General features: G+C 42.5%; 8 protein-coding genes and 3 pseudogenes. 4 read left to right on the top strand and 7 right to left on the bottom strand.

The genetic code is table 11. The annotated features are described in order from the left end of the window. The first annotated feature begins 27 nt into the window (after window positions 1-27). The 4 genes and pseudogenes from NXX38_RS00495 (at window position 28) to pelA (ending at window position 6,628) form a co-directional block, all read left to right on the top strand. On the top strand, window positions 28-1,113 hold the full coding sequence (locus NXX38_RS00495) for an efflux RND transporter periplasmic adaptor subunit (protein ID WP_148365281.1): 1,086 nt from the start codon (window positions 28-30) through the stop codon (window positions 1,111-1,113). 15 nt (window positions 1,114-1,128) lie between these two features. Next, window positions 1,129-4,160, top strand: a pseudogene (locus tag NXX38_RS00500) (efflux RND transporter permease subunit). Then, entirely contained in the window at window positions 4,157-5,500 is a 1,344-nt protein-coding gene (locus NXX38_RS00505) for a TolC family protein (RefSeq protein ID WP_148365283.1), read from the top strand. Before NXX38_RS00500 ends, NXX38_RS00505 begins: the two are co-directional and overlap by 4 nt. Before the next feature lie 33 nt (window positions 5,501-5,533). Continuing rightward, on the top strand, window positions 5,534-6,628 hold the full coding sequence (gene pelA, locus NXX38_RS00510; RefSeq protein ID WP_258978289.1) for a pectate lyase: 1,095 nt from the start codon (window positions 5,534-5,536) through the stop codon (window positions 6,626-6,628). A 151-nt stretch (window positions 6,629-6,779) separates the two neighbouring features. Here the strand turns inward: pelA and NXX38_RS00515 are convergent, their stop codons facing one another. The 7 genes and pseudogenes from NXX38_RS00515 to NXX38_RS00545 form a co-directional block, all read right to left on the bottom strand. Next, window positions 6,780-8,417, bottom strand: coding sequence for a fumarate hydratase (locus NXX38_RS00515; protein ID WP_148365285.1), 1,638 nt, complete (start codon window positions 8,415-8,417; stop codon window positions 6,780-6,782). Between the two features lie 132 nt (window positions 8,418-8,549). Next, entirely contained in the window at window positions 8,550-10,541 is a 1,992-nt protein-coding gene (locus NXX38_RS00520) for a DUF4954 family protein (protein WP_148365286.1), read from the bottom strand. A 97-nt stretch (window positions 10,542-10,638) separates the two neighbouring features. Then, window positions 10,639-11,894: pseudogene (gene hflX / locus NXX38_RS00525) on the bottom strand (GTPase HflX). A 144-nt stretch (window positions 11,895-12,038) separates the two neighbouring features. Further along, window positions 12,039-13,667, bottom strand: coding sequence for a RagB/SusD family nutrient uptake outer membrane protein (locus tag NXX38_RS00530; protein ID WP_258978290.1), 1,629 nt, complete (start codon window positions 13,665-13,667; stop codon window positions 12,039-12,041). A gap of 32 nt (window positions 13,668-13,699) precedes the next feature. Continuing rightward, a pseudogene (locus NXX38_RS00535) lies at window positions 13,700-16,702 on the bottom strand (SusC/RagA family TonB-linked outer membrane protein); the annotation flags it as partial. A 451-nt stretch (window positions 16,703-17,153) separates the two neighbouring features. Beyond that, window positions 17,154-17,654: a lipid-binding protein gene (locus NXX38_RS00540; protein WP_074638015.1), complete on the bottom strand. Its 501-nt coding sequence runs from the start codon at window positions 17,652-17,654 to the stop codon at window positions 17,154-17,156. A 10-nt stretch (window positions 17,655-17,664) separates the two neighbouring features. Next, complete coding sequence (locus NXX38_RS00545) at window positions 17,665-18,357, bottom strand: BT_2262 family domain-containing protein (protein WP_074637983.1); 693 nt, start codon at window positions 18,355-18,357, stop codon at window positions 17,665-17,667. Window positions 18,358-18,375 lie beyond the last annotated feature (18 nt).

Below are 18,375 nucleotides of genomic sequence, written 5' to 3' on the forward strand. Positions count from 1 at the left end.
CATAACTGCTATATACAATACTAAACCATGAATAAAAAAACTAAATGGGGCATCATTATTCTTGTTGGTGCCGGAATTATCGGTGGAGGAATCTATTCACAATTACCGAAAAAAAACGACGAACTAGCAGCTGCCGACAAAGTGATGGGCGGCAATCAGAAAAAAGGAAAACAAGTTCTAAATGTAAATGCTAAAGTCATAAAGCCACAATCCCTGACAGACGAGTTTACCACTACCGGCGTACTTCTACCCGATGAGGAAGTGGATTTGTCTTTCGAAACTTCGGGAAAAATTGTGGAAATCAACTTCGAAGAAGGAACGGCCGTAAAGAAAGGGCAGTTGCTTGCCAAAGTAAACGACCGGCAGTTGCAGGCACAATTACAACGCCTCGTTTCACAATTAAAACTGGCAGAAGACCGTGTATTCCGCCAAGATGCTCTGCTGAAACGGGATGCCGTCAGTAAAGAAGCTTACGAACAGGTGAAAACGGATTTGGCAACCCTGAACGCAGATATAGAGATCATCAAAACCAATATCGAGTTAACCGAACTTCGTGCTCCGTTCGACGGAGTGATCGGACTTCGCCAAGTCAGTGTCGGTACTTATGCCTCTCCGACCACTGTTGTTGCCAAACTGACTAAAATCGCTCCATTGAAAGTGGAATTCTCCGTACCGGAACGTTATGCTAAGCAAATCAAGAAGGGGACTAACCTGAACTTCAGCGTTGAAGGAAACTTGGATGCTTTCGGCGCACAAGTGTATGCTGTGGAATCAGCTATTGACCCGAACCTGCATCAGTTTACCGCCCGTGCATTATACCCGAATGTCAATCACATCCTGCTTCCCGGCCGTTACGCAAGCGTGCTGTTGAAAAAGGATGAAATACCTAACGCAATTGCCATTCCCACAGAAGCAATTGTACCGGAAATGGGTAAAGACAAGGTCTATCTGTATAAATCAGGAAAAGCCGAACCGGTGGATATTATTACCGGCATCCGCACCGCATCTGAAGTGCAGGTGATCAGAGGATTACACATGGGAGATACCATCATTACTTCAGGAACACTGCAACTACGTACCGGACTTGCCGTTACTCTTGACAACATTGATTAATAATACCAGCACCTTATGAATATATCCGAATTAAGTATACGTCGCCCGGTATTAGCCACAGTATTAACGATCATCATCCTCCTTTTCGGATTCATCGGATACAATTATCTGGGTGTCCGTGAGTATCCGTCGGTGGATAATCCGATCATTTCTGTCAGCTGCTCTTATCCGGGAGCTAATGCCGATGTTATCGAGAATCAAATAACCGAACCGTTGGAACAGAATATCAACGGTATTCCCGGTATCCGTTCTTTGTCCAGTGTGAGTCAGCAGGGACAAAGCCGCATCACGGTAGAATTTGAATTGTCCGTCGATCTGGAAACGGCGGCCAATGACGTACGTGACAAGGTTTCACGTGCCCAGCGTTATCTGCCCCGCGACTGTGACCCTCCGACCGTTTCAAAAGCGGACGCTGACGCCATGCCCATCCTGATGGTTGCTCTTCAAAGTGACAAGCGCACGTTATTGGAATTGAGCGAAATCGCAGATTTGACTGTAAAGGAACAATTACAGACGATTGCCGACGTTAGTAGTGTATCTATCTGGGGAGAAAAACGTTACTCCATGCGCCTCTGGCTCGACCCGGTAAAGATGGCAGGATATGGTATTACTCCTATCGATGTTAAAAATGCCGTGGACAATGAAAACGTGGAACTTCCTTCCGGTAGTATCGAAGGAAATACCACCGAACTGACTATCCGCACACTGGGATTGATGCATACTGCAGATGAATTCAATGATTTGATTATCAAAGAAGAGGATAACCGTATTGTACGTTTCAGTGATATCGGACGTGCAGAACTGGGACCCGCCGATATCAAAAGTTATATGAAAATGAACGGAGTTCCTATGGTAGGTGTCGTAGTCATTCCACAGCCGGGTGCCAACCATATTGAAATCGCGGATGCTGTATATCAACGCATGGAGCAGATGAAAAAAGATTTGCCGGAAGATGTGCACTATAATTATGGTTTTGACAACACCAAGTTTATCCGCGCATCTATCAATGAGGTTAAATCGACTGTATATGAAGCTTTTGTACTCGTAATCATCATTATCTTCCTCTTCCTGCGTGACTGGCGCGTCACATTGGTGCCTTGTATCGTAATCCCTGTCTCTCTGATCGGAGCATTCTTTGTTATGTATCTGGCAGGATTCTCCATTAATGTACTTTCCATGCTCGCCATCGTACTGTCGGTGGGGTTGGTGGTGGACGACGCCATCGTTATGACAGAAAATATTTATATCCGTATTGAAAAGGGAATGGCTCCCAAAGAAGCGGGAATAGAAGGAGCTAAAGAAATCTTCTTTGCCGTCATCTCAACGACTATCACGCTGGTTGCCGTATTCTTCCCTATCGTCTTTATGGATGGAATGACAGGACGATTGTTCCGGGAATTCAGTATCGTTATTTCGGGTTCAGTCATCATTTCTTCGTTTGCGGCATTGACTTTCACTCCGATGCTGGCAACGAAATTGCTTATAAAGAGGGAAAAGCAAAGTTGGTTTTATGCGAAGACCGAGCCATTCTTCGAAGGAATGAACCGGCTGTACAGCCGGTCACTTGCCGCTTTCCTCAGCAAACGCTGGATTGCTCTTCCATTTACCTTCATCACCATTTGTCTGATCGGTTTTCTATGGAATGCCATTCCCGCAGAAATGGCTCCACTTGAGGACCGTTCGCAAATCAGTATTAACACCCGGGGGGCAGAAGGTGTCACTTACGAATATATCCGGGATTACACGGAGGATATTAATCAACTGGTAGACTCTATCCTTCCCGATGCAGAAGCTGTTACCGCCCGTGTATCCAGTGGTAGCGGAAATGTACGCATCACATTGAAGGATATGCAAGACCGTAACTACACACAGATGGAAGTTGCCGAGAATATCTCGAAAGCGGTACAGAAGAAAACGATGGCACGTTCATTCGTACAGCAGCAATCTTCTTTCGGCGGACGCCGTGGAAGTATGCCCGTCCAATACGTACTTCAAGCCACCAATCTGGAAAAATTAGAAGAAGTGCTGCCTAAATTTATGGCTAAGGTATACGAAAATCCTGTTTTCCAAATGGCGGACGTCGACTTGAAATTCAGCAAGCCGGAAGCCCGTATACAAATCAACCGTGACAAGTCCAGCATCATGGGGGTAAGCACTAAAAACATTGCTCAGACATTGCAATACGGATTGAGCGGTCAGCGTATGGGATATTTCTATATGAACGGGAAACAGTATGAAATTCTGGGGAAATCAATCGCCAGCAACGTAACAAGCCTGCCGACCTGAAAGCTATTTATGTACGTAGCAATAATGGGGATATGATTCAGCTGGATAACTTGATTGAACTGGAGAGCGGAATTGCTCCTCCAAAGTTATATCGCTACAACCGGTTTGTGTCTGCTACCATTTCCGCAGGTTTGGCGGATGGCAAAACAATCGGACAAGGTCTCGACGAAATGGACAAGATTGCCAAAGAGACACTGGATGATACCTTCCGTACTGCTCTGGCAGGAGACTCCAAGGAATATCGCGAAAGTTCTTCCAGTCTGATGTTTGCTTTCATTTTGGCAATCCTTCTGATCTACCTGATTCTGGCCGCCCAGTTTGAAAGTTTCAAAGATCCGTTGATTATTATGTTGACAGTGCCGTTGGCTATTGCCGGAGCCTTGGTATTCATGTATTTCAACAATATTACAATGAATATTTTCAGCCAGATCGGTATTATCATGCTGATCGGCCTGGTGGCAAAGAATGGTATTCTTATTGTGGAATTTGCCAATCAGAAACAGGAAGCCGGAGAGGACAAAATAAACGCTATTAAAGATGCCGCCCTGCAACGCCTACGTCCGATTCTGATGACTAGTGCTTCTACGGTCTTGGGACTTATCCCGCTGGCGTTTGCCACCGGAGAAGGTTGTAACCAACGTATTGCCATGGGTGCGGCAGTTGTGGGTGGTATGGTGGTCTCCACTCTGCTCACGATGTATATTGTACCGGCTATTTACAGTTACATTTCAACTAACCGAATCAAAAAATTACAAGAATGAAACAGAAAGGAATCTGCATGAAACACATCATCTATATTACCATTGCCTGTGCTTTCTTATCAGTCTCTTTTGCTAAGGCACAACAGATACGCACCCTGAAAGATTGCCTGGAGGAGGGATTACAAAACAATTATTCTCTACGTATCGTACATAATGAAGAGCAGATCAGCAAGAATAATGCAACGCTAGGGAATGCCGGATATCTGCCTACATTGGACTTTTCTGCAGGATACACCGGGAATCTGGACAATATTGAAACAAAAGCGCGTGCTACCGGAGAGATAACAAAAAACAACGGCGTCTACGATCAGACGGTTAACGTCGGTCTCAACCTCAACTGGACTATTTTCGACGGGTTTAATATTAGTACTACATACAAACAGCTGAAAGAACTGGAGCGTCAAGGCGAAACAAATACCCGTATTGCCATTGAGGACTTTATTGCAGCCCTGACTTCGGAATATTATAATTTTATCCAGCAGAAGATCCGTCTGAAAAACTTTCATTATGCAATGTCACTTTCCAAAGAACGCTTGCGTATAGCAGAGGCCAGCCATCTGGTCGGAAAGTTTTCAGGGCTGGATTATCAGCAGGCGAAGGTGGACTTCAATGCAGACAGTGCCCAATATATCAAACAACAGGAATTGCTGCATTCTTCACGAATCCAGTTGAACGAGCTGATGGCCAACAACAATGTAAACCAAAACATTATTATCAAAGATTCCACCATCGACGTACACAGCGACTTGCAATTTGATGATTTATGGAATTCTACATTGGCAACCAATGCTTCTTTGCTAAAGGCGGATCAGAATACGGTACTTGCCCAATTGGACTACAAGAAAATAAACTCGCGCAACTATCCGTATCTCAAATTAAATACCGGATATGGATATACGTTCAACAAGTATGACATCAATGCAAACAGCAGAAGAGGTGATCTGGGCTTTAATGCCGGAATAACTGTCGGCTTCAACATATTCGACGGAAACCGACGGAGGGAAAAGAGAAATGCAAGTCTGGCTTTCAAGAATCGTCGTCTGGAACGGCAGGACCTGGAGCTAGCACTCCGTTCCGATCTCAGCAATCTATGGCAAGCCTATCGCAACAACCTCCAGTTGCTGAATCTGGAACGACAGAATCTGATAACTGCCAAGGACAACCACGATATTGCCATGGATCGTTATATACAGGGAGATCTCTCCGGTTTTGAAGTACGCGAAGCACAAAAGAGTTTGTTAGATGCAGAAGAACGCATCCTCTCCGCCGAATACAATACGAAGCTCTGCGAAATATCCCTGTTACAGATCAGTGGAAAAATTACGAAGTTTCTGGAATAAGGAAGTAGTTTCCAAACATTAAATAACAAAGCCATGAGAAAACCAAGTCTTTTCTTATTCCTACTTTTTATCCTGACAAACATCTCAGCCCAAAAAGCAGCAGATTACAGAAAACAGCAAAATTACAAAGAATGGGTACACATCGCTCCCAAATTTGACGACGATTTCTTCAAGACGGAAGAAGCCCTACGCATTGGTGACAACGTGTTACTGTATCAGCAAACCACCGGAGGCTGGCCCAAGAATATCTATATGCCGGCAGAACTGACAGAACAGGAATATAAGGCAGCATTAAAGGCCAAAGAGGATACCAACCAAAGCACAATCGACAACAACGCCACCACTACGGAAATCGAATATCTGGCACGGCTTTATCTGGCTACTCAAAAAGAAAAATATAAAGAAGGAGTTCTGAACGGCATCCAATATCTGCTCAAAGCGCAATATGAAAATGGTGGATGGCCTCAATTCTATCCACGCCCCAAAGGTTATTACATACAAATCACCTACAATGACAACGCCATGGTAAGAGTGATGAATCAGCTTCGGGAAATATACGAAAAGAAGACTCCTTACACTTTCCTGCCTGAAGATATCTGCAAACAGGCACGCAAAGCTTTTGATAAAGGCATAGAGTGTATACTCAAAACACAAGTGCGCCAAAACGGAGAATTGGCAGTATGGTGTGCGCAGCACGACCGTGTCACTCTGGAACCATGCAAAGCACGTGCTTACGAACTTCCGTCATTAAGCGGGCAGGAGTCAGACAACATTGTATTACTACTTATGTCACTCCCCAATCCATCTACAGAAGTTGTAAAATCGATAGAAGGAGCCATCAAATGGTTCCAGAAGTCTGAAATCAAAGGGCTACAAAAAGAATATTTCACTAACAGCGAAGGGAAAAAAGACTATCGTATGGTTCCTTGTGAAGACTGCCCCACTCTCTGGGCACGCTTTTATGAACAGGAAACTAATCGGCCCTTCTTCTGTGATCGTGACGGTATAAAAAAATATGATATCTCGGAAATCGGACACGAACGCCGGAATGGTTATAGTTGGTATAACAAAGATGGAAGTAAGGTGCTGAAAAGATACGAGAAATGGAAGAAAGAACAGAATAAATAATCAAAGACTGATATTTACCCTACCAAAGCGAATATCCGGAAAGTCCTTAAAATGAGAAATCCCCTTACTACACGATTGTAATGAGGGGATTTTTTAATTAAAGGCTTTTACACCGTCTTCTCAAAGTCTTATATAAACGGAGTTAAACCGATTATTTAGTACAATTCCACGGTTTCAACTGTTTGAAGAAGTCGTTACCCTTATCATCTACCAGAATAAATGCAGGGAAGTTTTCCACTTCAATCTTCCAGATAGCTTCCATACCCAATTCCGGATATTCCACACACTCGATGCTCTTGATGTTGTTCTGTGCAAGGATAGCTGCCGGACCTCCGATAGAACCAAGGTAGAAACCACCATATTTCTTACAAGCATCTGTCACTTGCTGGCTACGGTTACCTTTTGCCAACATTACCATGCTACCGCCATGACTTTGGAACAGTTCTACATAAGAGTCCATACGTCCTGCTGTAGTAGGACCCATAGAACCACAAGCCATGCCTTCCGGAGTTTTTGCCGGACCTGCATAATAAATAGGATGATCCTTAATATACTGTGGCAAGTCTTCGCCGCGATCCAAACGTTCTTTCAGTTTAGCATGAGCAATGTCACGACCTACGATGATCGTTCCGTTCAATGACAGACGGGTAGCTACCGGATATTTAGTCAGTTCTTTCAGGATTTCCGACATCGGACGGTTCAGGTCGATCTTTACCACATCACCTTCACCTGCCTGACGCAGTTCTACAGGAATAAGCTCACCCGGATTTGAATCCAGTTTCTCAATCCAGATACCTTCCTTATTGATTTTACATTTGATGTTACGGTCGGCAGAGCAAGATACTCCCAAACCTACCGGACAAGAAGCACCGTGACGAGGCAAACGGATGATACGTACGTCATGAGCAAGATATTTACCTCCGAATTGCGCGCCCAATCCAATTTTATGAGCTTCTGCCAAAACTTCTTTTTCCAGTTCGATGTCGCGGAATGCACGGCCATATTCGTTTCCGGTAGTCGGCAGATTGTCATAGAAATGAGTAGAAGCCAGCTTCACTGTCAACAGGTTCTTTTCAGCAGAAGTACCTCCGATAACGAAAGCGATATGATAAGGAGGACAAGCGGCTGTTCCCAATGTTTTCATCTTTTCAACCAGGAACGGAACCAGTGTACCGGGATTCAGGATTGCTTTTGTTTCCTGATACAAATATGTCTTGTTGGCAGATCCACCGCCTTTTGTTACGCAAAGGAACTCATACTCCATGCCTTCGGTAGCTTCGATGTCAATCTGTGCGGGGAGGTTACATTTGGTATTTACCTCATCGTACATATTCAGAGGCGCATTCTGTGAGTAACGCAGGTTCTCTTCAGTATATGTTTTATATACACCCAGCGAAAGAGCCTCTTCGTCAGAATATCCAGTCCATACCTGTTGTCCTTTTTCACCGTGGATAATAGCAGTACCAGTGTCCTGACAGAAAGGAAGTACACCTTTTGAAGCAACTTCCGCATTGCGCAGGAAAGTCAGTGCCACATACTTATCGTTTTCACTTGCTTCCGGATCACTCAGAATCTTAGCAACTTGTTCGTTGTGTGAACGACGAAGCATGAATGACACATCACGAAAAGCTGCATTAGCCATCACAGTCAAACCTTCTTTCTCAATTTTCAGGATGGGATTTCCTTCAAACTCGCTTACTGATACATAGTCTTTTGTAAGCAGATAATACTCAGTTGTATCTTTTCCCTTCTCAAACATGGGCTGATACTTAAACGGAGGTGTTGCCATAAGTTTCTTATTTTATTACGTAATTGTTAGTTAGTGTGGCAAAGGTAGTATATAAATTAAAAATTAAAGATTAAAAATTAAAGATTAAAACATAATTAACGGAGGAACTCTCCCGTTTATCATTTGCTTATTTTATTCTTGTATGCTTTCGATACGTCTAATAAGCTCGTTTCCAAGAGCTGTTTTATCTTCAATATGTTTCAAGACGGCAGTCACAAAAGTATTGCTTTCGAAATCACCGCGTACTTGCTCAAAATCCTGCTTCATTTCGTCGTGGGAGCCGTCAGCACCAAATCCGGTCATGGAAGACAACGAGAATTCTTTCTTGGCATCCTCATATACCATCTTATCCAATCCGACAACAGCTTGCTGCCATGCTTTCACGATACCGATGATATCTTGTGCTGTAATCGTTTCCGGATCCAGACCGTAGAATTCCTGAATCTTATGATAAGCCCATGTCCATTCATAGGTATAATAGTTCTCATGCATTTCTGCAAAGCTTGCATTGATGGATTTCAAACGATTGACCGTTCCCTTCTCTATCCCATCCAGCAATCGGTCGATCTCACTCTTGGGAGCAATCAGTCCGGAAACATCCACCCACTCCCCGATTCCGATTTCCGTATCAGGTTTCAGTCGTTGACGGATTTCTTCATTGCTCTGGAAGTTGATGCCTTCCAACCGCTTAATGATGGAGTTTCCCAAGAACTTGTGAATAGCGATTTCATAAAAACGAATTCCATTGTTCAGAGAGGAGTTCTTGATTTTAGCACTCTGGTAGGAGTAAATCTCTGAAGTTTCACCGGACACACGTTTCAATTCTTTCAAAATGGAACGTCCTTTAAACATTTTCTGAATGGTATAAGGACTCAACAGATTATAATTGATATAATCCAGCCGGTTCGGATCCTTTCGATTATCACGCTTCGGCCATTTCTGTGCATCACGAATGGTACCTACACTTCTTAAGTTAACTCCCGGAACCAGATAAGTGGTATTCCGCTGCTCTATCAGGTAAGAGAAAGGAAGATTGGAAGTATCGGCATGATTAACATGACGTCCCATTACCAAAGAGAAGGCCCCAACACGTGCCGGCCACAGGATATATGAATCGGAAGTGGTTTTCGCTCCTCTTTCCATCGTTCCCTGATGGATAGGGCCTAACTTATACATGTGATTACTCTGATTGGACCCCGAACCCGCATTCATAAACGAGAACATACCGGCAATCAATAAAGTAGATTTATGGTGTGTCACTGTAAAAGGACCTGCAAAAATAGCACATGCCTCACCGTTCTCTCCCTGACAATTACTGAAAAACAAAGAATCGGAAGCAGAATAATTGTGTCCCAGCTTGCAGGACTGACCGACGAAGCAACGAGTCAGCATCGTGCCGTCATCCACTTTAGAGCCGGAAGAGATAATGAAGTCATCACAGATTACACCGTGTCCGATATGAACAGGTGCCGTCACGTTACTGTTGATGCTGCCATTGGATAAGCGGCAAGTTCCACAGATATGGCAGTAATCTCCAATCCGGACATTCTTGATCGAGCCCGTATTGAGAATCATCACATGATTGCCAATACTGCCGACAGCAGAAGCATGTTTGTTGGAATAATAATCCGCAATGGATTTCATGCGGTTAATCAGTTCGGGACGATGGCGGTACAGTGCAAGTATATATGCCTGATGTGCCGACAGTTTGTCGTTCATCAACACTTCACGACCTCCCGTTTCATTCAAGACTGCCACTTCCACCCCATTACCGAAAGTGCTCAACCCATCCACTAAGATAATATCTACATTCTCAATGAAGGTATCACTGCCAATTTCGTAATTAGCAATATAGTTCTGGATATTCTCAATACAACAGTTATCGCCCACCGATACATTATGCAACGTCACATGACGTAATCCCGAATGTTTCTTGATTCCCCCCGGCAATGTAAATTCTGCTTCGAATACTCCCAGTTTCACTTCACCCGAGAAACGGGTATGATGGACGTACTCACAATTAAACCCCTCTGCCACTGATACATTTCCCCAATCATCAGCCAGACACGACTGACTCTTCAACTGAAGTACCTCATCTTCAGTCAATCTACGATAGTCTTTCATTTTTAATAATGTGTTAATGTGCCCATATGCCAATGCGCCAATTCCGATGCAGTACACGCAGCCAGTTGGCACATCAGTACATAAGCATATTGATTAATTATTCCTCTTCTTCGTAGGTCTGATAAAGAAAATCGTTATAGGGATATTTCTGAACGTGTAATTCTTTCACTCGCTGATAAACTACATTTTTCAGTTCGTCTATATTGATTCGTTCGCGAGCGGAAATAAAGAGGCAGTTGTCCTCCATCTTTGCCATCCACGTCTTCATCAGTTCTTCGAGTGTTAAGTTTTCCTTTGTTCGGGGGTAAGGTCGTCCGGCGCTTTCTCCACGTAGGTGTAAGCGTCTATTTTGTTAAATACAAGTATCATAGGTTTGCCACTGCCACCAATCTCTGCCAGTGTTTTGTTCACCACTTCAATCTGTTCCTCAAATCCGGGGTGGGAAATATCGACTACGTGTACAAGCAGATCCGCTTCACGCACCTCATCCAGCGTTGATTTGAAAGATTCTACCAGATCGGTAGGCAACTTACGAATAAACCCTACCGTATCCGACAACAGGAACGGTAGATTATCGATAATCACTTTGCGTACAGTGGTATCCAACGTTGCAAACAGCTTGTTTTCTGCAAACACTTCGCTCTTTGCGAGAAGGTTCATCATGGTTGATTTTCCCACATTGGTATAACCAACCAGTGCAACACGTATCATACGTCCGCGGTTCTTACGCTGGGTAGCTTTCTGTTTGTCAATGTCTGCCAGACGTTCTTTCAGCAATGACATACGGTTCAGGATGATACGGCGGTCCATCTCGAGCTGTGTTTCACCCGGGCCACGAAGTCCCACGGAACCTTTACCACCACCGGCACCGGAACCACCTCCCTGGCGTTCCAAGTGAGTCCAGAGTCGCTGCAAACGTGGCAACATATATTTATACTGTGCCAGTTCTACCTGTGTCTTCGCATTGGCAGTCTGTGCACGCATGGCAAATATATCAAGAATCAGTGAAGTACGGTCCAGTATCTTCACTTTCAGTTCAGCTTCAATATTACGAATCTGTTTCGCAGAAAGTTCGTCATCAAAGATGACCATTCCTACTTCACGTTCTGCTTCCTCTTCGTCATGGATATATTGTCTGATTTCCTCCAACTTTCCCTTTCCGACATAAGTCACAGAGTTAGCCGTCGGTAACTTCTGCGTAAATCGTTTCACAACTTCCGCCCCAGCCGTCTCGGCAAGGAAAGCCAGTTCATCCAGATACTCGTTTGTCTTACGCTCATCCTGCGTTTGTGTGATGAGTCCTACAAGCACTGCTGTTTCTACTTTGGCTTCGGATATTACAAATTCTTTCATTCTTTTATTATATATAATATTGCGGGTGCAAATATAACAAAAAAAAAGAGGACAATGTTTTAGAGGACATTGAAAAAGTCCCCATATTACATTATCCTCATTTTTTATATACTTAGGTTCAGAAATTGTATACCAAACAGCCTCCTATTTTCCTCCAAACTGAAGTTCATCGTTATAGTCCGTCTCATTCAACGGCACATCCCAAGTCCATTTATTAACACCGTCAGCAGGAATAGTAATGGCAACAGAAGGATATGCATTGCCACCTTGTGCAACAGACTTCCGTACCACGGGACGGTTCCAACGCTTGTAGTCACTCCATGCAAAACCTTCACCCCAAAGTTCAAGTTCACGATAATCCATGATTTCATTCCAAAGATCATCACCAATCTTGGTGCAAGTATATGAAGGATTACGTCCGGAAGTAGCATTCAAATCAACCAATGCAGCTTGCGCATCAGTTGGCTTATCCAAAAAATAATTGGCTTCTGCTTCCACCAATACCATTTCCGAAGAACGGATGAAGGGCAAATAAGATACTCCCGGAGTGTCGAACACATAGAATTTCAACTGTGCACCCAAATAATAAGTTCCAGCCTGATAAGGAGCCTCCAAACCGGACACGGCTATTCTGTCTATATAATTTTTCACGTCACTATTCAAAGCATCGTCCCAGAAAATAGCATAATCAGGATCTAACACATCCTCATCCGTCCAATCATATCCGGGAAACTTATCCTCTGTCAGAAACAATGCTTTACGTGCGTCATTGTCAGGAATCCGGTTGATTAATTCGCGACCAATAGCTCCGGCACCTTCATATGCACCTTGTTTGTTCGCATAATAACCGTTACAAGCATACTGTGTGCCATAACTCCAATACCAGTTATTTTCTTGGGAGCTACCGAAACTGCCAAACAACCATTCACTTGTAGGATTACAGAATCCATTCTGATAATCAGCGTTGTTCATTAACGGATATCCCTCACGGGCAAGTTTGGCTTCGGAAAGAGCTTTCCCATAATCCTGTTTAGTCAAGGCAGCACGAGCATAAACAGCGTGGGCGACATTAATGTTCGGAATCCAAACTTTTCCATTTTCACGGTCAAAACCAGATTGCTGAAAAAGAGAAATAGCATCATCCAAATCTTTATAAATTTGCGTATATGTTTCCGCCAATGTAGAGTAAGGCATACTGCCTGTCGACTCATCCAACCGGAGGACAAGGCCTTGAGAAGCCCCGTTGTTGGAATCTTGCCAACGCCAGCAATAATAATGCGTCAGCTTCTCGAAAGCATACGCACGAAATGTCAGTGCAGACGCTTTGATGAAATTCTTTTCGCTATCACTTCCTTCCGCTGCGTCAATATTACAGATAATGGTATTCGCATTACCAATAATCGTATAATAATAGTACCATGCGTATGCATCATAAATGCTATTTGTGCGGTTATGAAACGTCTGATTGAAAATGGGCGCCCATCCGTTCGCATAATAGTTATAATTGTAGTTTTCGCTCGGATAGCTTTCATATTGAATCATAATGTTGTTTTCACCGCAAAAGCCACCACCGAAGTAATATTGCTGGGTAGTCATGATCTTAGCAATTCCATTCAATGCCTTCATGGCATTGTCGGTTGTACCGACAGCATCGCCCGTTCCGATAGAGTCGGTTGGAGCTGTATTAAGATAGTCGCTGCTGCAAGAAAATACCAGTAAAGATGCGCCTGCAACTAAAGCTCCTATAAACAATCTATTGATATATTTTTTCATAATTATTCTTATTGTTTTAAATGTTCCAGTCTTTAGAATTTGACAGTCAGCCCCAAGTTATAAACTCGAGCAGTTACATAAGTATCATCATATTCACCATTAAATGAGAATTGCGGATTCAATCCCTTGCGCGCAGTGACTGTAAAGAGGTTTTCAACACCGGCAGTCAATGTCAATCCACCAATCCCCCAATGATTCAACCATTTCTTCGGTAAACTATAAGACAAATTCAAATTTTTGAATACCAAGTAAGAAGCATTTGCCAACCAACGGTCGCTCACAGCGTTGTTATCAGAAGCGCGGTTAAAATCATAAGCGGGTGTTCCATTAGGATCAATGCGGTCAGCAGATGTAGCAGTCATTCCTTCAGGAACTCCATTCCATGATTTCAACACATCTTTATGCAACGCGGAACCTGATGACATCACTGATGAGCCCATCAACCCCTGATAACTACCATCATACACTTTACCACCCAAACCATAGGTTAACAAAACATTCATGCTCAAATCTTTCCAAGTAAGCGTAGAACGTACAGAACCATAAACCGTAGGTAACGCAGAGCCTGCCCAATCCCGCTTTCCATAAGAAGTTATAGTCGTATAATCCGTACCATTAATCGTAGTCAGCGCATCATTTTCCGCGGCAGCATCCTTTTTATCAGGATCAAGGGTATAAAGCGACTGTCCGGTCATTTGATCAACTCCAACGAAATGATAGGTATAAAATTCATAAATAGAATGACCTTCCGAATAATTTTGTCTACCGTGCAAGATATCTTTTCCATCCGGCAATTTAATCACCTTATTCTTCAGAAAAGTAGCGTCCATTCCGATATTCCATTTCCAGTCTCCTTTATTGACGGCATCCACATCCAAAGAAATTTCAAAACCACGATTGGACACCGTACCAATGTTCCGATATTGAGTAAGGTTCATCGGTGCACCATCATCCACCCAAGGATAGGAACCAGCCGAAAGTGGCAGTCTCACTTCAAACAACAAGTCTTTGGAACGTTTGTCAAAATAGCCAATCTCAAAATTCAAACGATCGAACAAACGACCTTCCAAAGCGAAATCGAATGTCTGGGTAGTTTCCCATTTGATATCCGGAGCCGATAAAGATTTTTTCAACAAAGCGGCCTCATTAGCATTCTTGTCAATAGTATACAATGCCATATAACCATAATAACTTACGCCTGCGTCGTTACCCACTTCGCCATACGATGCGCGAAGTTTCAAATGGTTTACCCAGTCGATATTCTGCATAAAAGCTTCGCGCTTCACATTCCAACTTGCACCCAATGAATAGAAATTCCCCCAACGATTGTCCGGATGGAAACGGGAAGAACCGTCACGACGGAAAGAAGCCTCAATAAAATAGCGCTCATCATAGTTATAACGTGCACGCGCTAGATAAGACTCTGTTTTATATTCGTCATCATAACCAGCGAAATAAGAATTAGTAAGGAAATTACCCATCGTCAGATTACCATCGACAGCCATACCCGTATTCATTCCATAGGTCACTTTACGCTGCCAGCTATAATTTTCATGCCCCAGCATCACATCCACATTATGTATATTCTTATAAGTATGATTCCAGTTTATTAATTGTTGCATAGTATAATTGGTATACTGGTAAGCATAGTTAGTCAACCGTCCATTGTTTGTGGCACCGTCACCAATTTTGGGGTTATCATATTTCTTATTGTTCGAAGTGCTGTTGCTCATATCCCCCTTGACTGTTACTGAAAAGTCATACGGCAGATTAATCGTAGCAAATGCTTGTCCACCCAATACATTGCGACGGCTTTCTTCCTTATTATTACGCAATTCGTAAGCAATATTACGATTACTCAAATAAGAAGAAGTAACATCATATTGCTTTTCACCAAATTCATCCAAAGCATAAGAGCCATCGGCATTGTGCATAAACAACGGATATACCGGAGCCATATAACGAACAGTATAAAACGGATTGGCAAAATAATCTCCGGTAGCATTGTCATTGTAATCTCTCTTAGTTATAGACCCGTTTAAGTTAACCCCCGCTTTCAACCATTTGTTTGGAGTATAAACAGTATTAATACGTCCGGAGAAACGTTCGTAACCGGAAGCAATGATATATCCCTTTTCATTCAGATAACCAATAGAGGAATAAACATTCAGTTTCTCGGAAGAGGAACTGGCGGATAAGTTATATTCCTGACGGTATCCATTGCGTTCAATGTCCTTTGCCCAGTCAAGGTCATCATACCCTGGTAACATATTGGCTATCAGTTTGCCATTGGCATCGAATAAAGCATCGTCAGGAGCATCATAAATATTGCGACGCGCATACCCCTTTATAATATTCTTTGTGGCATAATCTGCGGCATCAGCTTCGTTATATCCCAAGCTACCGGTCATGGCATAGTTTTTCAACCCCATCCATGATGTTTCCATCCATTGATTAGCGCCAAGCCGTTCATATTCCGGAATACCACGATTATAAATACCTTGATTTATTTGCAAAGTAATAGTTGGTCTATCCGAGCCACGCCCGCTTTTTGTTGTAATCAACACAACACCGTTAGCAGCACGATTTCCATACAAAGCGGCAGAAGCGGCATCCTTTAAGATAGACATGCTTTCAATATCGTTAGAGTTCAATTCAGCAATATTTCCATCAAAAGGCACACCGTCTACAACAATCAATGGATCGGAAGCTCCTGAAACCAATGTCCCGAAACCACGTATACGGATAGAAGGCGCTTTACCCGGTTCCCCGTATGTATTATTTACCTGAACACCGGGTGCAGACCCTTCAAGCGCTCCGGTCACACTAGTGGTAAGACGCTTTTCTATCTTTTTTGAATCAACCACTGAAATGGAACCTGTCAATGATTCTTTCTTAGCCGTACCATAAGCTACGACTACCACTTCGTCCAATGCTTCTGCATCAGTCTTCATTACCACCCTCATTTTAGGCTTGATAGCCACTTCCTGAGTTTGCATACCGATGTACGAAATCTGCAAAGTCTTTGCAGAACTAATAATTTTGTAATATATTGAATGCTAAACAGTTATCATTCACGCAAACACGTGAAAAAAAAAGTATTATTTGATTAATAATGAACTAGATATTTAATTAACAGCTGATTACAAGAAAAAACGCGAACAGTTCATTTTGCATATGTGATACTATTTCTCTACCCAAATAACACACAATGAGTTAATAATCAGGTAAATAATAGTTTAACTAAAAATATTTATATAGGGTAAGTAGTATCTTGCTGTTTTCAGGCATCTTCATTTGTATATAATTAGTCAGATATTAGTAAACCTCTCAATAAAAATGTAGTTTGCTCTTTTTATTCTAGTGGAGATAAACCTCTTGTAAATATTGCAAAACTTTTTCTCCTTATATATTTAATGATTATGAGATATAAAAGGCCACTCCGAAATTCGAAGTAGCCTTTTATATGATTGTACGGTTTTCTAATTAGAAATCGTCAGCAGGAAATCCAGTACGACGGAATCCGGAAACTTTATAAGTTAATCCATTTTCATCGTCATCAAACTGTACCATGTATACAATACTATCAGCAGGCATACCACTAGGAGTTGTCGCTGCATTCTCTAATACTTTCCCATCACTGATCTTTACTTTAGATTCATAAATAACATTGTTCACAAAATCAGGAGTTGAGAAAGTCCGCTCGGCATAGTTCACATTCACTTTCAATTTATACTCCCAAAAATTATTTAAATCATCCAACCACATTTCAGTATTACTGTTGCTAGCGGTATTATAAGTACTCATTTGTATATGTCCGGCACCATATGGGTCTTCTACTTCTTCTCCATCAATTATTGCATTCACTGTAACCCACCAGTCACCAGCCATTTTTTCAATAGCAGTACCACCTGGTTCTGTGTCGTCATCACATGCCACAACTGTAAAAGCCAGTGAAGCCAAAAGCAATATCATATATTTCTTCATAATCATATTTTTATTTTTTTACTATAATATCAAAAGATAATTGACCGGCATAATCGATGCTCCATCTCAAAGTTCCTGTTGCAGGATCCAACGATGTATTAGTCATTTGATCCATAGAGTCTCCCCAGCCTGCAACATAACTTTCTATAGGAGTAATGGTATTGTCTTCATTTAATTCAAATTTTCCAACCATTGCATAATCTGGTCCGTAGCCTGTACGCTGATCATACCAGCCTCCCAAGAAATCCGTGATATAAAATATTCCCGGTTCTATTTGAAATATTACAATCTCATATCCACTAAAAGCCACAACTGAAGGAACTGTCCGTTTGCTTCCTTCAGCCAAAGTATAAATCCCGGACTGTAGTGGAGAAGGAGTGTTATCTGCTACATATACTGTTCTCGTAAAGGTTTTGGCAAAACCATCTTCATTATATGCCGCATACACTAAGTTATAAATACCCGGGGTATTTACATCAACATTTCCTTTTATCTCTACGGATGATGTGATATCTTCCCCATTCATTTCTGCGTAGTATCCAGGCTCTACATAAGGTTGCCCTTTTTCTAAAACAATCTTTGTGTCACCCAGTCTTTCTAACGTTACGAAGTAGGTAACCTTGGAGGTATCATCCGTTGATTTGTCGCAAGACCCGAAGACAAACGACAAACATATCAATATGCTATATGCTATTTTTTTCATATGTAAAACTTGCTAAGT

Origin of the sequence: Bacteroides sp. BFG-637 (assembly GCF_024793605.1) — a bacterium.
In the GTDB taxonomy this organism is placed as follows: domain Bacteria; phylum Bacteroidota; class Bacteroidia; order Bacteroidales; family Bacteroidaceae; genus Bacteroides; species Bacteroides vicugnae.

Coding starts and splice junctions, on each gene's coding strand:
- NXX38_RS00495 (WP_148365281.1), top strand. CDS start 28: ATGAATAAAAAAACTAAATGGGGCATCATTATTCTTGTTGGTGCCGGA.
- NXX38_RS00505 (WP_148365283.1), top strand. CDS start 4,157: ATGAAACAGAAAGGAATCTGCATGAAACACATCATCTATATTACCATT.
- pelA (WP_258978289.1), top strand. CDS start 5,534: ATGAGAAAACCAAGTCTTTTCTTATTCCTACTTTTTATCCTGACAAAC.
- NXX38_RS00515 (WP_148365285.1), bottom strand. CDS start 8,417: ATGGCAACACCTCCGTTTAAGTATCAGCCCATGTTTGAGAAGGGAAAA.
- NXX38_RS00520 (WP_148365286.1), bottom strand. CDS start 10,541: ATGAAAGACTATCGTAGATTGACTGAAGATGAGGTACTTCAGTTGAAG.
- NXX38_RS00530 (WP_258978290.1), bottom strand. CDS start 13,667: ATGAAAAAATATATCAATAGATTGTTTATAGGAGCTTTAGTTGCAGGC.
- NXX38_RS00540 (WP_074638015.1), bottom strand. CDS start 17,654: ATGAAGAAATATATGATATTGCTTTTGGCTTCACTGGCTTTTACAGTT.
- NXX38_RS00545 (WP_074637983.1), bottom strand. CDS start 18,357: ATGAAAAAAATAGCATATAGCATATTGATATGTTTGTCGTTTGTCTTC.